The 14931-nt window shown below is 66.0% G+C and carries 12 protein-coding genes and 1 pseudogene; all 13 read right to left on the reverse strand.

Annotated elements, in window-relative coordinates:
- Positions 1-32 precede the first annotated feature (32 nt).
- On the reverse strand, positions 33-2303 hold the full coding sequence (locus tag GF405_10845; protein MBD3368649.1) for a transglycosylase SLT domain-containing protein: 2271 nt from the start codon (positions 2301-2303) through the stop codon (positions 33-35).
- Between the two features lie 28 nt (positions 2304-2331).
- On the reverse strand, positions 2332-4119 hold the full coding sequence (gene ptsP, locus GF405_10850) for a phosphoenolpyruvate--protein phosphotransferase (protein MBD3368650.1): 1788 nt from the start codon (positions 4117-4119) through the stop codon (positions 2332-2334).
- Positions 4120-4174: 55 nt separating this feature from the next.
- Positions 4175-5488 (reverse strand): hypothetical protein, encoded by a 1314-nt coding sequence (locus tag GF405_10855; protein ID MBD3368651.1) that lies wholly within the window; start codon positions 5486-5488, stop codon positions 4175-4177.
- Positions 5489-5709: 221 nt separating this feature from the next.
- The gene (locus GF405_10860) at positions 5710-6156 is read right to left on the reverse strand and encodes an Hsp20 family protein (GenBank protein ID MBD3368652.1); all 447 of its coding nucleotides are present in this window, start codon (positions 6154-6156) and stop codon (positions 5710-5712) included.
- Positions 6157-6368: 212 nt separating this feature from the next.
- Positions 6369-6632: a hypothetical protein gene (locus GF405_10865; GenBank protein MBD3368653.1), complete on the reverse strand. Its 264-nt coding sequence runs from the start codon at positions 6630-6632 to the stop codon at positions 6369-6371.
- A gap of 50 nt (positions 6633-6682) precedes the next feature.
- Positions 6683-8569, reverse strand: a complete 1887-nt coding sequence (locus GF405_10870) for a prolyl oligopeptidase family serine peptidase (GenBank protein ID MBD3368654.1) — start codon at positions 8567-8569, stop codon at positions 6683-6685.
- Positions 8570-8637: 68 nt separating this feature from the next.
- The gene (locus GF405_10875) at positions 8638-9258 is read right to left on the reverse strand and encodes a sigma-70 family RNA polymerase sigma factor (protein MBD3368655.1); all 621 of its coding nucleotides are present in this window, start codon (positions 9256-9258) and stop codon (positions 8638-8640) included.
- 62 nt (positions 9259-9320) lie between these two features.
- On the reverse strand, positions 9321-10658 hold the full coding sequence (locus GF405_10880; protein MBD3368656.1) for a malate dehydrogenase: 1338 nt from the start codon (positions 10656-10658) through the stop codon (positions 9321-9323).
- A 118-nt stretch (positions 10659-10776) separates the two neighbouring features.
- A complete protein-coding gene (locus GF405_10885) occupies positions 10777-11256 on the reverse strand; it encodes a hydrogenase maturation protease (protein MBD3368657.1) in 480 nt (159 codons plus the stop codon).
- Between the two features lie 53 nt (positions 11257-11309).
- Positions 11310-12923 carry an FAD-dependent oxidoreductase gene (locus GF405_10890; protein MBD3368658.1) on the reverse strand — a complete coding sequence of 538 codons (1614 nt, stop codon included), beginning with the start codon at positions 12921-12923 and terminating at the stop codon, positions 11310-11312.
- A gap of 33 nt (positions 12924-12956) precedes the next feature.
- On the reverse strand, positions 12957-13637 hold the full coding sequence (locus GF405_10895) for a 4Fe-4S dicluster domain-containing protein (protein ID MBD3368659.1): 681 nt from the start codon (positions 13635-13637) through the stop codon (positions 12957-12959).
- Between the two features lie 259 nt (positions 13638-13896).
- Positions 13897-14286: pseudogene (locus tag GF405_10900) on the reverse strand (hydrogenase iron-sulfur subunit).
- Positions 14287-14288: 2 nt separating this feature from the next.
- The coding region (locus GF405_10905) for a 4Fe-4S dicluster domain-containing protein (protein MBD3368660.1) at positions 14289-14931 on the reverse strand (643 nt) is incomplete at its 5' end.

Consider the following 14931-nt stretch of genomic DNA (forward strand, 5'->3'; position numbering starts at 1 on the left):
CCAGGCCGCGACGCCTCCGCGCCGCGTGAGCACTACCGCACGCCGAGCTCGCGGTAGATGGCCGCATACCGGTAGACCCTTCTCACATAGTCGGCCGTCTCCGGATACCCGATGTCCTCGACGAAGACGTCGGTGTCACCTGAGCCGCTGTAGTTCCACCATCTCTCGACGCTCTCCGGCCCCCCGTTGTACGCGGCGAGTGCTCTGAGTACGTCGCCCTCGTAATCCTCAATGAGCCCGCTCAGGTAGTATGTCCCGAACCTCACGTTGGTCTCGGGGTCCAGCAGCAGCCTCGTTGAGTATCCGCGGTGACCGAGGCGCCGTGCCAGCCAGCGTCCCGTCGACGGCATGATCTGCGACAGCCCCCGCGCGCCCACCCACGAGACGGCCTCCGGTTCGAAGAGACTCTCCTGCCGAATGAGCGAGAAGAAGATGTCGGGCGGGACCGCGCTCCGGCGGCACTCCCGCTGTACGAGACCGCGGAAGTGGATCGGACAGATCCTCCGACGGAGATGGAGCGGAGCGTCGCCTATCTCGTCGGCCGGCGAGATGCCGAGCACATGCTCCGCGAGCCGCACGCCCCGCTTGTGAAGTCCGCTCCGCTCGTAGTGCGCTATCAGCACGTCGAGCATCCGCGGGTCGTTTCCGAACGTCTCCTCGAGCCGCTCGAACTCCCGCTCCGCCGCATCACGCATGTGAAGGGACAGCAGGAGGTCGGCCCTCCTGAAGAGCGCGTCAGTGAGCAGGCGGCGACGGAGCACGACACGGGCGTCCGGGAAGTAGACCTCCTCGTACCACCGGCCCAGCCATGTCGCGAACTCGAGCGCCTCGGCGCTCGTCACACGGCTTCCGCGCGCCGGACCGGGCGTCTCCTCACCGAGGATGGCCTGAGCGCGCCGTGAGTAGTAGGAGTCCTTCGAGGCTCGGACGGCCAGACGGAAGAGCTCGGCGGACTCGGTCTCCTTCCCCAGTGCGTCAAGTGTCTTGGCCGACCAGAAGAGCGCTCTCGAGGCATCGTCCCCGTCCTCCCCGGCGTGCAGGTCGGCGAACGCAGCGCGGGCGCCTCCCAGATCGCCGCTCTTGTAGAGACAGAGTCCGGCCCGAAAACGCGCGTCGGCGGCCAGACTGGAACCGGGGTAGAGTTCGGAGAGCGAACGGAAGTCGACGACGGCCTCGGCCCACCTCTGCTCCTCCTCGAGGTAGCGGGCCTTCTCCCAGAGCGCTCTCGGAGCATCGTCGCTCCCGGGATGGAGCGCCACGTAGCGGTCGTACGTCGCGAGCGCCTCGGCGTCCCTCCCCGACGCCCTTCTGCAGTAGGCCAGCTTGAGCCACGCGAGATCGTAGTACTCGGACCCGGGACCGAGCGCCACGACCTCGTCGTACTTCGAAGCGGCGGCGCCGTAGTTTCCGAGACGCTGGTACGAACGTCCGAGGAAGTACGTCGCCTCGGCGAGATGCTCCCAGCGGTTGTCGTGGCGCAGATACCACGCGAAGAACTCCTGCGCCTCACGGTACCGTCGTCGGTTGTAGAGCACGAGTCCCTGGCTGTACCTGTCGGTGAAGGCCCTGGAGAGCGTTCTGGCCTCCGTCATGGCATCGTAAGCCCTCGGCGACCTGGGAAAGTCCTCGACCACCGTCGCGTAGGTCCTCAGGGCTCCCTCGCGGTCGCCTCGCCGCCGCTGCGCGCGCGCCAGTTCGAGACCGGCCCGCGCCCTCTCGTGGTAGCCGGCGGCCTCCGAGACAAGCACCCTGTACCACTGGACGGCCAGGTCGTGTTCACCTGCCTCGAGATAGGCCTTCGCGATGCCCTCGACGGCCAGGAGGTCGAAGATCCCGTCCGTCTCGTCGTCGGTTACCTCCCGAAGCAGGTCGATCGCGGCACCGGTGCGTCCGAGTCCGCTCTGACAGGAGGCCATCCTGATGCGGATCAGGTCGGAGACCTCAGGGAGAAGCGGCAGCGCGGCCTCGTACCGCTCAAGCGCTCCGGCGTGCCGTCCGTCCAGCTCGAGAGAGCGTCCCGCCATGAACCGCGCCTTGAGACCCAGCCGGTAGAAGTAGAAACCCGGGGCTTCGTTGATGCCGCCGACCCGCGCCGCGACCGAATCGTAGAGTCGCGCCGCCTCGCCGTAGGAGCCGCGCCGGTAGGCGTCTTCCGCGCGCCCGTAGAGCGAGTCGGCCGCCGCGCGCCACGACGCGGCGGCTCCGCAGGCCAGGGATGCGACGAGTGCGAGCGCGAGCAACGGGAGTGAGAACCGGAAGAGGCGGCCCGTCCTCCCGCGGTGCAGGTGTCCTGAAGCGGTCATGAGGTCTTCTTCCGCACGCTTGAGGTGATCAGCCGGTCTGCGCAGATGCCGCGTCCCCGGCCTGCGGCGCGTCGCCGCTCCCGTCGTGTCCAAGTCCGATGATGCGGCCGACGTCAGAAGCCGTCGGTGCGTCGAGCGCCTGTTCCGCCAGTCGCCGAGCCTCCTCGGTGTCGGTCCGCCTGATGGCCTGCTTCGTGAAGAGCAGACGGATCGTCGCGACGCTCAGCTCCCGCACTCCCAGGCCGATCAGCAGCGGGACGTATTCGGGGATGCCGCCCATCTCGCCGCACAGCGCGATCGGCTTCCCGGCAGCGCGGGCGCCCTCGACGGCGCTCCGGATGAGCCCGAGGACGGCCGGGTCGTGCGGCCTGTAGAGATGGTCGACGAAGGCGTTCCCCCGGTCGACCGCCAGAGCATACTGCACCAGGTCATTGGTTCCGATGCTCAGGAAGTCGCATTCGCGGGCCAGACGGTCGGCCACCATGGCGGCCGACGGGATCTCGATCATGACGCCGAGGGCGACATCGTCGCTGAACTGCGCTCCCTCGGCGGCGAGTTCCTCCCTCGCGCGGTCCAGTCTGGACTTCGCCGCCCGGAGCTCGCCGACGGTCGAGATCATCGGCCAGAGAATGCGGACATCGCCGTGAACACCGGCCCGCAGAATGGCCCGCATCTGCGTGACGAAGAGGTCGGGACGGTCAAGCAGAAGCCGAATCGACCTGTAACCCAGGTACGGGTTGTGCTCCCTGTACGGGTTCTCGGGACCCACGAACTTGTCTCCCCCGATGTCGAGCGTTCTGATCACGACCGGTCGCCCGTCGAGGGTGTCGACGACGTCGCTGTAGATCCCGTACTGCTCCTCCTCGGTCAGGAACATGTTCGCTGCCATGAAGAGCATCTCGGTCCGGAAGAGGCCCACGCCGTCGGCTCCGAGACGAACGGCCTCCCGGGCGTCCTCGACCGAGCCGATATTGCAGAAGAGACCGATCCGCTCACCGTCGGCCGTCTCCGGCGCCTTGTCGATGAGCGGCGAGAGGTCGGCCCACTCCTTCGCCTCCTGTTCCTGCAGACCGCGGTAGCGCTGAAGCTCCTCGTCGGAGGGGTTGACGACGATGTTCCCGTCGTCGCCGTCGACGACGAGCGTGTCGCCCGTCTGTATTCGGTCGAGTCCGTGTTTGATGCCGACGATAGCCGGCACGCCGAGAGAGCGCGCCAGAATGGCCGCGTGGGTCTCCTTGCCGCCGAGTTCCGTGACGAACCCGAGGATCCTGCCGCGGTCCATCGACACGGTGTCCGATGCGCGGAGCTCTCTCGCGACGACGATCATCGGATGAACGAGCGGACAGTGTGCCCAGACACCGAGCATGCGCTCGATGACCCGCTTGCCGATGTCGGTTATGTCGTAAGCACGGTCCCTGAGATAGGCATCGCTCGAACTCGCCAGCACCGAGCTGACGCGTTTCATCTCGTCCGCGACGGCGGACTCAGCGTTGACGTGCTCCTCTCGGATCCGCCGCTCGATCTCCTCGGTGACCATCCGGTCCTCGAGGATCATCGAGTGCACGAGGAAGACGTCGGCCTGATCCTGTCCGAGCTCCCTGGAGATGCGTTCCGCATCCTGCGTCAGCTCGTCCTTGACGAGCGCGACCGCCTGGTGGAACCGCTCGATCTCGGCGTCGGCCTCGGCCGCGTCCATCTCGACACGCTCGACCTCGTCGAGGATGTCGCCGTAGACGAAGGCCGGACCGACCACGATGCCCGGCGACGCCGGGATGCCGTGCAGGACCGTCTGCTTCTGCGCATTGGGTTCGGTCATGTCTCGTTCCCCATCGGCGTTCGGGACGCCCTTACACGACGCATCGGACGGCGGGTCAGCCGACCTTCTTCGCAGCCTGAGAGGCCGCGATGAGCACAGGGTCCCACACCGGCGAGAAGGGAGGCGCGTAGCTCATATCGACGGTCGCCAGCTTCCCGACCGTCATCCCGGCGAAGATAGCGGTCGCCACCGAGTCGACCCGCTTCGAAGCACCCTCCGTGCCAACCAGCTGACCCCCGAGTACCCTGCCCGTCGACCGTTCGAAAACGAGCCGCACGTGCAGCGGGCCCCCGCCCGGATAGGCGCCCGACCGGGAGCGCGATTCGATCGTGACGGCCCCGCAGTCGAAGCCGTGCTCGCGGGCAGCCTCCTCCGTCAGACCGGTCCCTGCGATCTCCAGATCGAACACCTTCGAGACGTTGGTCCCGGCGATGCCGCCGAACACCTCGTCGCCGCCGACGGCGTTCGTCCCCGCGATGCGGCCCTGCTTGTTCGCCGTCTGCCCGAGAGGGACCCAGGCCGGCTCACCAGTGACCACGTGGTAGTGTTCCGCGCAGTCGCCGGCGGCGTAGACCCGCTCGTCGCTCGTCCGCTGGCGCCTGTCGACACGGATGGCGCCGCCCTCGCCGAGTTCGAGCCCGGCCGTCCCGGCCAGATCCACGTTCGGCCGGACCCCGACGCCGACGATCGCGATGTCGGCCTCGACGCGCCCGGAGCCGCAGAGTACGTGGGTGAGCTTCTCACCGTCTCCCTCGAAGCCCTCGACGCCGGAGCCAGTGATGACCGTCACGCCGTTCCGCTTGAGCTCGCCCTCGACGACGGAGGCCATGTCCTCATCATACGTCGTCAGAATGCGATCCGCCAACTCGACGAGCGTCACATCAAGTTCGAGACCCGCCAGGGCGTCGGCCATCTCGAGGCCGATGTAGCCTGCTCCTACGACGACGGCCCGCTCAACACTCTCGCGCTTGAGGTAGAGCTTGATCCGGTCGGCGTCGGGTATCGTCCTGAGGGTGAAGACACCCGGTGAGTCGATGCCGGGAATCGGTGGGGCGACGGCGGTGGCGCCGGTGCCGATGACGAGCGCATCGTAGCCGAGTTCGCGGGTCGTCGAGTCCTCGACCGTGGCATAGACGACGCGGCGCCCCGCGGTGTCGACGGCCACGGCGGGCGTGCCGAGCCGGACGTCGATGTCGCGTTCCTCACGGAACTCGTCGGCGCCCATCGCGATGAGGTCGTCCCGGTGCTCGACGAGCCCCTCGATGTAGTAGGGTAGCGAGCACGCGCTGTACGAGACGTCGTATCCGCGCTCGAGGACGACGATGTCCAGATCGGGTCGCATCCGCCGTGCCCTGCTGGCGGCGCTCATCCCCGCCGCGTCGCCGCCGATGACGACGAGTCGGCCGTTCTCGGGAACCGCTTCAGTTGCCACGTGGGCCTCCGTCCGTCTGTTCGTGGAATCCCGCCCTTCAGCGCTGCTCAGTCAGGGGTAGCACATGCGGCGGCGTGCGAACAAGCCCCTCGAAAAAGAACAGGGGGCGGCCTCGGGCCGCCCCCCCCTTGATCGTCCGGCAGACGCCGAGAGAACGTCTAGCCGTTCTTGACCTCGACCTTCTTGCCGCGCGCGACCTCGGTCTTGGGCACCGTGACGGTCAGAACGCCGTCCTTGTGGGTCGCAGCGACCCTGTCGATGTCGGCGCTCCGGGGAAGCGTGAAGATGCGCTTGAAGGAGCCGTAGCTCCGCTCCATGCGGTAGTAGTTCTTCTCCTTCTCCTCCTCTTCCTGACGCTTCTCTCCGGAGATGACGAGCTGATTCTCGTCGACGCTGACGTCCACATCATCCATCGATACGCCCGGAACCTCGGCCGTCACGACGATGGCGTCCTCGGTCTCGGAGATGTCGACGCTCGGGTTCCAGTCGAACTCTGACAGGGAAGCCGGGGACATCCAGTTTCTGAGGAGTCGGTCGAAAGCCCTGTCGAGCTCATCCTGAACTGCCGGGAGGTTCCTTCTGGGTCTCCAGCGTACCAGCTCCATGAACCATGCCTCCTTTCCCCTGCTGAGATTGCGCTGAACCTCGGCCTCGCCGCCACGCCGTGGCGAGCAAGGCCTCACCAACGTCCACGCCTTATGATGCAGAAGGGGTTCTCGGGTTGCATGGAAAAGCGCCCCCCGGCGGCCGTCGCCGGGGGGCGCGCTGTGTCTCGTGACGCGGCGAGGGGGGTCTCTCCTTCGCCTTCCGGGGCGGTTCAGCCCTGCCCTTCGTTCCCGCTGTCGTCCCGCTCCATGCACTCGTCGAGGGCGGCACTGAGGCGGCGCCGCACGTCTTCGGGGACCTCCTGTCTGAACGAGACCCGCTTATGCAGCGTGATCGTTCGCTCGAACGTCCTGAAGAGGGCGCGCGCATCCTCACACGTCTCCATATGCTCCTCGAACTCTACGCGGACCTCTCGGGAGAGATCCCCGTCAAGATATTCGGAGAGCAGCTTCCAGAACTCCGTGCAGTCGAGCATCACGCCCCCGTCGTCGTGCCTTTCCCTCGCTCCCCGACCCGCTCGGCCGGTCAGGCCTCCCCGCCCGTGTCGACCGGCTCGTAGCGACCACCCATGTGGTCGGCGAGGAACTTCTCAGCCGCTCCATAGAACCTGAGCCGGTTCTCGGGTCTCGCGAATCCGTGTCCCTCGTCCTCGAAGAGGATGTACTCGACCTCGATCCCCTTCTCACGCATCGCCTCGACGACCTGCTCGGACTCCGTCTGCTTGACGCGCGGGTCGTTCGCCCCCTGCGCGACGAGCATCGGAATCTCGATCTGATCGACATGGAACAGCGGAGAACGCGACTTGAGAAACTCCTCGTCCTCCTGAGGGTGGCCGACCCTCTGGTACATCATGTCGAGCATCGTGCTCCAGTAGGGCGGCACCGTCTCGATGAACGTGATGAGGTTGCTCGGTCCCATCGTTGCGACGGCGCACGTATAGAGGTCCGGTGTGAAGGTCGCTCCGGCGAGCGCCGCGTAGCCGCCGTACGAGTGGCCGTAGATGGCGATGTGCTCGGGGTCGGCGTAGCCCTGGTCGATGGCCCACTGGACCGCGTCCGTCAGGTCGTTCTGCATCGCGCCGCCCCACTCCCTGTTGCCCGCGTTCAGGAACTCCTTGCCGTAGCCCGTCGAGCCGCGGAAGTTGACCTGCAGACACGCGTAGCCGCGGTTGGCGAGCCACTGGGCCTCCGGGTTGAAGCCCCATGTGTCCCGGTGCCACGGGCCGCCGTGGACGTTCAGCACCATCGGCAGGTCGCTGCGGCCGGAGTTCGGGGGAAACGTGATGTAGCCGTGCACCTCGAGGCCGTCGCGGGCCGTGTAGGAGATCGGTTCCATCTCGGCCAGCGTGTACTCAACGATGTCCGAGCGATGGACGAACATGAACTCGCCGACCTGCGTCTTCCGATCGTAGAGGTAGTAGCTGATTGGACCGTCGTCCTTCACGAAGGCGACGAGCCAGGTGTCGAAGTCGTTTGTCTGGCTGACGACACTGTGCTCCCCGTCGTCGAGAGCGCGGATCGACTCGAAGTCCCCGGCCACGGATTCGTCGAGGATCTCCCACTCCTCGCGCGCCCGCGTGAAGCTCACGGCCAGCACCTCCCAGGTGTCGGGGTGGATCATGACGTCGCTCACGTCGTAGGTCGGATCGGACGCGATGACCTCGATCTCCTCGGTCTCGAGGTCGTACCGCACGAGGCGGCCTGCGTTCGAGTCCCTCGAATCGAGCAGGTACATCGAATCTCCGCTCTTCGTGAACCCGACGGGACCGCTCGTCATGTTGTCGACGGCGTCCCAGGAGAGCACGTGCTGCCACGTGTCGTCCTCGCTCCCGCGAACCAGAAGATCGGAGCCGCCCTCGGGGTTCATGGCGAGAGCCCCACGGACGAGCATGTTGAAGTCCGTCACCCAGCCCACGATGTTGCCGGGGTTCCTCGCCGCGATCTCCATCTCGCCCGACGGGATGTCGAGCCGGTAGACATCGTGCAGTCTGGGATCCTGTCTGTTCATCGCGATCAGCATCGTGTCGGGATGGTGCTTGCTGACGTCGACGACGCGGACCTGGACGCCCTCGAACGGTGTGAGGTCCCTGACTTCGCCCGTGTCGAGGTTGACGGCGTAGAGCCGCCAGTTCTCGTCGCCGTCCTTGTCCTGGAGGTACATCAGGTGGACGCCGTCGTGCGCCCAGAAGTAGCGGAAGACGCCGCGGTTCTCGTCGTGCGTTACCGGCCGGGCGTCGTCCTCCCCGAGCGTACCGACCCAGACGTTCAGCACGCCGTCGACGGGAGCGATGTAGGCGATGCGTTCGCCGTCGGGAGAGATCCTCGCCCTGGCCTTCTCGGGATTTCCGAAGAGCACCTCGCGCGGGACGAGCTCCACCTGTCCCCCGCCGCACGAGACGAGGGCGACAGCCATTCCCGCGGCGAGCGCGAGCACGGCGAGCAGACCTGTGAGCCTTCTCTTCATGGTTGTACTTCCTTTCCCTAGGTGACCCCCGCGGCGCTCGTCTGCGAGCCCGTGCCGCGCTGGTAGTAGTCGCTCAGCTTCTCTCTCAGGAACAGCCGCGCGCGGTGGAGCCGCGACTTCACCGCGGGAACCGACAACCCGAGCACGTTCGCCGTGTCGTCGGTCGACAGACCGTGGATGTCGCGGAGCACGAAGACGATCCTGTTGTCGGGCGCGAGTTCGTTGATGTGTTTCGTGAGAACGGTCGAGAGCTCCTCGTTCATCACGTCGCTCGACGGATCCGTCGTCCAATCAGGTATCTGTCGCGGCACCGACTCGTGACCGATGGTGACCGGCTTGTCGATCGGGACCGTGTCGAGCTTCTTCTTCCGGATCCGCATGAGGCAGGCGTTCGTCGCGATCCTGTAGATCCACGTCGAGAACTTCGCGTCCTGACGAAAGCCCGGCAACGCCTCGAACGCCTTGATGAAGACCTCCTGCAGACAGTCCTCGGCGTCCTCGGGATTGCCGAGCATCTTGAGACAGAGGCCGTAGACCTTCGATTCGTGCCGCTCGACGAGCTCGCTGTACGCCTGGCTGTCGCCCTTCTGGGCTCTCGAGACGAGTTCTGAATCGGTGGGAACCGCTTTGTCGTCCACTGCGGACTCCGGGCGCCGGCCGGGGAAACGCGAGCTCCCCCGGCCGGACAACCGCGAGGAAACTAGAGCTCGGGCGGTGCAGGGATGAGGCCTTCCTTCATCAGGATGTCGGTCTGGGCCCGAGCCTCTCTGATCTTCTTCTCGGCCATCTCGTACAGCTCATCGCGCGACATTGTAACACGAGCGATGCCCTGCTCAATGGCCTTCATGCCGACGGCGGTCGCCTCGCGAGGGAACGTCTCCCACTCCGTCATGTCGGGGACGATGTAGTCCTCGCGGAGTCCCTTATCCTCGGCACACTTGGCGATCTCCTCGGCAGCGGCGATGCACATCTCGTCGGTGATGGTCTTGGCCATGACGTCGAGCGCGCCCCGGAAGATCGCCGGGAAACCGATCGAGTTGTTGACCTGGTTCGGGAAGTCGGAGCGGCCGGTCGCGACGATACGGGCTCCGGCCTCCTTGGCCTCCCACGGCCAGATCTCAGGCACCGGGTTCGCGCAGACGAAGACGATGGCGTCCTTCGCCATTTCCTCGATCCACTCCTTCTTGACCGTGTCCGGTCCGGGCTTCGACAGCGCGATGAGGACGTCGGCGCCCTTCATGGCGTCGGCCGGCGTGCCGACGAGGTTCTCCTCGTTGGTCATCTGAGCCAGCTCCCACTTCTCCTTGTAATCCGGGAGGTACTCGTCCTTCCGGCCCTCGTGGAGCGTGCCCTTGCTGTCGCACATGATGATCTTGCCCGGGTCGGCGCCCGCGCTGATCAGGAGGTGAGCGATGCGCACGTTCGAGGCGCCCGCGCCGATCATGGCGATCCGGACCTTGTTGAACTCCTTGCCGACGACCTTGACGGCATTTATGGCGCCGGCGACGGTGATCGCAGCCGTACCCTGCTGGTCGTCGTGCCAGACCGGTATGTCGAGTGCTTCGCGGACCTCCTCCAGCACGCGGAAGCACTTCGGCTGGGAGATGTCCTCGAGGTTGATACCGCCGAAGGCCGGACTGATCAGCCTGGTCGTCTCGATGAGGACGTCGGGGTCCTTCGTGTCGACAGCGATCGGCACGGCATCGACGCCGCCGAGATACTTGAAGAGCAGCGCCTTGCCCTCCATGACTGGGAGGCTGGCGTGCGCGCCGATGTCGCCGAGGCCGAGGACGCGCGTGCCGTCGGTGACGACGGCGATCGTGTTCCTCTTGTTCGTGTGCTCGTAGACCTTCTCGGGGTTCGCGTGAATGTCCTTGCAGGGAGCGGCCACGCCCGGTGTGTACCAGATGGAGAAGTCGTCGAGACTCCTGACCACGCACTTCGGAACGACCTGGTACTTACCGCCGTAGAATGGATGAAGGACCATTGCGTCGTGACTGGGCTTCTCCGCTTTCTTGACGAGCTCCTCCTTGGACATCTTCTTCATCTCTGCCACTGCCCTGCTCCTCTCTGCTCTCTTGTAGTGCCTCGTTCGCTGTGCCCCGGGCGGTCCGCGCCGCCCGTCGGTGCGCGCCGCGTGACGGGCGCCGCGTCGTCTACATCCACTCGCTCTCGTGAAGGTGCGAGCCGAACTCCTCGCGGATGATCTGAGCAACAAGCCGCGGGACGGCCTCCCTGACGGCCGCCCGCTCCTCCTCGGGAGCTCCTCCGCGGGCGACCTCGATGGCGTAGATGGAGATCTCGTCGGGAAGCCAGGACCCCTGCCCCTTCTCGACCATCACCCGCGCCCTGTACTCGGCGTCACGTCCCGCGTCCTCCGCATGCTCCAGCTCGAGATCGGAGAGCCCGAGGCGTCTGAGTTCGCCCACGTCCCCGTCGCCCGAGTCGACGCAGTCGACCACGACCACCTTGTCGTAGCCGGCGGCCAGACCGAACAGGTCGAGCCCGTAGGTCGTCGTCTCGAGAATGTCGACACGGGGGTCCCGGAGGAGGGAGTGGACTCCACGAGCCACGGCGAAGCCGACATCGGCTCCGCTCTCCCTCTTGCCCGCCAGACCCACGATGAGCGTCTTCATGATCCTCGCTGCTCCCGTCGGGAGGGCCTGCTCTTCAGACCGGTCGGTCCCTGCTAGCTCAGGACCTTGATGCGGTTCTCGACGACCTTCTCGGGACGGTAGTCCGGAAGGAGGATCGGCGACTTGCGCTTCTTCGGAACGCGCGCCTTCTTGAGCTCCTCATGGTAGCTCTCGAGGTGCTTCAGCGAGAGCTTCCCGTGACGCTTGATCGAGGCGGCGCGCTCGGCGGCCGCGATCCCCGCCCTGCGGCCGAAGACGATCACATCGAGAAGCGAGTTGCCCATGAGGCGGTTCGTGCCGTGCACCCCGCCCGCGACCTCACCGGCCGCGTAGAGGTTCTTGACCTTCGTCTCGCCGGTGGAGTCGATCTCAAGCCCACCGTTCTGGTAGTGCTGCGTCGGGTAGATCAGGATCGGCTCGGTCGCCAGATCGATGCCGAACCGCTCGTACTGGCGATACATGGCGGGAAGACGGCTCTTGACCGTTCCCTCGCCGTGCTTGAGTTCGATCACGACGGTGTCGAGCCAGACCGCGGGCTGTCCCGAGGGCGTCACGATGCCCTTCTTGCGCCCGGCGCATTCGCGGATGATCGCGGCCGCCTCGACGTCGCGCGTCTCGAGCTCGTAGACGAAGCGGTTCCCCTCGGCGTTGACGATCTGCCCGCCGATGCTCCTGGTCTTCTCGGTGACGAGAAGCCCCAGAAGCTGCTCGGGGAACGCCGCCCCCGTCGGGTGATACTGGATGGTATCGAGGAACGCGAGCGGCGCGCCGGCGCGGTAGCCCAGCACGAGACCGTCGGCCGTGGCGCCGTAGTGGTTCGACGTGGGGAAGCCCATGACGTGAAGCCGCCCGCCGCCGCCGGTGGCGAGGATGACGGTCTTGGCCTTGACGATGACGAACTCCTCGGTCTCCATATTATAGAGGACCGCGCCCGTGACCTTCCTGCCGTCGGTGAGAAGCTCGTAAGCGGCCGCGAACTCCATGATCGGGACCTCGCGGTTCTGGACCTCGTCCTTCAGCGTCTTCATGATCTCGCCGCCGGTGTAGTCGCGGCAGGCGTGCATCCTCTTCCGCGACGTCCCTCCGCCGTGGATCGTGACCATCGTCCCATCCGGGTCCTTGTCGAACATGACGCCCAGCTCCTCGAGCCAGGAGAGAACCGGCGGCGCGTCCATCACGAGCGCCTCGACGAGGTCGGGGTCGTTTTTGTAGTGCCCGCCGCCCATGACGTCGAGGTAGTGCGTGGCCGGCGAGTCGTTCTCCTTGTCGGCGCCCTGGATGCCGCCCTGCGCCATGACGGTGTTCGAGTCACCGAGTCTGAGCTTGGTGACGAGCAGCACGTCCGCGCCCTGTTCCTGCGCGACGAGCGCGGCGGCGGCGCCGGCGCCGCCTCCGCCGACCACGAGAACGTCGACATCGTAGTCGACCTCCGTGAGGTCGAGTTTCTTCGGGTCGATGACGCTGTAAGCCTCGAAGACGCTCGCGTACTCCTTCGGAGTCCTCTCGCCCTTCGACGGCCCCACCTTGATCTCTGCGAACACCTCATCCCGATAGTCCGGGTGATACCCCTCGAGGAGCTTCTGGCGCTCCTCGGGCGACATCAGAGGGATCTCCTCCGTGAGCCGGTGCTCCCGGGTCGCCTCGAGACGCTTGATCGATTCGTGCATGCTCTCCGGATACACTTCGGTTCGCCTCCTCCGCTACCGGGGCTCCATGTCCCTGTTGTTGTAGAGCTCCTTGAGCTCCTTCGTCTTCATCTTCTTGAGCTTGACGATCTCCTTCTTGTACTTGCCCTTCTCGAGCTCGCCGACACGCTTCTCGAGATGCTTCGACTTCTCGGCGACGTATCTCGAGTAGAGCCTTCGCGCCAGGAGCCCCACGTTGTACTGGACGATCTCGGCGGGGCACCGCGATGCGCACAGGCCGCACAGAATGCAGTCGAACGAGAGATCGGCCGTCTTGGCGATGTCGCCGCGGAGGGCCGTCTGGATGTACTCCATGACCTCGATGTCCTGAGGACAGGCCTTCGTGCAGGCGTTGCAGGCCAGGCAGCGGTAGACCTCGGGATAGAGCTTCAATACCGTCTCGGCGTTGGCCTCGAGGTCCTCGATGTCGTAGCTCGCCTTGTTGCCGGGATAGAACGGCAGCTCCGTGAGGTACATCCCGTCCTGGACCACCTCCTGGCACGCGAGCCCCACCTTGAGCCGGTAGTCGTCCCTGGTGCGGTAGACGGTGCCGCAGGCCCCGCAGAACGCTCCCCTGCAGCCGCACCCCCGCACGAGTCTGTATCCCGCGTACTCCATGGCCTTCATGATGGTGAGGTTCGCGGGAACCTCGTACTGCTTTCCCATCACGTAGATGGTGACCATCTCATCTGCCATCGTGTCGGTCCCTCCCTTGGCGTCGGCCGCGGCTCACCGGCCGCGACCCGCGGCGCTCCTATCGCTTCGCCTTCGCGCGCTTCTTCCCGGTGGACTTCTTCGCCGGCCTCTTCTTCGAGCCGGCCTTCTTTCCAGGCTTCTTCGAGCCCGACGCCTTCGCCGACTTCTTCTTCGGCTTCTTCGCATCCGACGACGTCCCCGCGGCAGCGTGGGGTGACTCGAACTCCCGGTCCTTCGGCAGCGGTCGGTCGTCGAGCGTGAGCGGCCCGAGCTCCTTCACGTCCTTCACGAAGTCGTTCATGACACGGACGAGCTTGTCGCCCTCGGCGGCCGAGATCCACTCGAGCCTCAGCCGGTCCGGCTCGATGCCGAAGTCCTCGAGCATCCGCTTGAGGAGAGAGATCCTCCGCATCGTCTTGTAGTTGCCGTCCTGGTAGTGGCAGTCGCCGGGATGGCACCCGCCGACGAGGACCGCGTCGGCCCCCTCGCGGAACGCCCACAGGACATGCTGGGGGTCGATCCTGCCGCTGCAGTTGACCCGCACCACCACGCCGTTGGGCGGATACTGCTTCCTCGACGTCCCGGCGAGGTCTGCTCCGGCGTACGTGCACCACTTGCAGAAGAAGCAGACGATTCTCGGCTCGAACATGTCTAGTCCTCCAGGGCCGCCGTGACCATCCTGTAGATCTGGTTGTCGGTCAGATTTCTCTGCGTGGCCGACCCTGACGGGCAGGCCGCGATGCAGGCGCCGCATCCCTCACAGATCGCCTCCTGTATCCGCGCGACCTGTTTCTCATCGTCGAACTCGGCGGCGTCGTATGGACAGACCGAGACGCAGACCCGGCAGCCGGCACAGGTGTCCTCGTCAATGACGGCGATGATCGGCTCGCGGTGGTACTCCTCCTCGGCGAAGAGCGCGGCCACCTTGCTCGCCGCGCCGGACGCCTGGGACACGGCCTCGGGGATGTCCTTCGGCCCCTGCGCCGCGCCGGCAAGATAGAAGCCGGGCGCCAGGCTCTCGACCGGACGGAGCTTGGGATGGGCCTCCGAGAGGAAACCCCACTCATTCGTGTGGATCTTGAGCTTGTTCGCCAGCTCCCGCGCCGTGGCGCTCGGGACCATCCCGAGACCGAGCACGACCATGTCCGCGGCGATCTCGACCTTCTTGCCCGTCAGCGTGTCGACGCCCCAGAGGTAGACCTTCCCGTCCTCCTCGAAGATCTTCGAAACCTTGCCCCGCACGTACAGGACGTCGTCCTCCTCGGCGGCGCGCTGGTAGAACTCCTCGTAGCCC

Origin of the sequence: Candidatus Effluviviaceae Genus V sp., assembly GCA_014728125.1 — a bacterium.
Lineage (GTDB): Bacteria > Joyebacterota > Joyebacteria > Joyebacterales > Joyebacteraceae > WJMD01.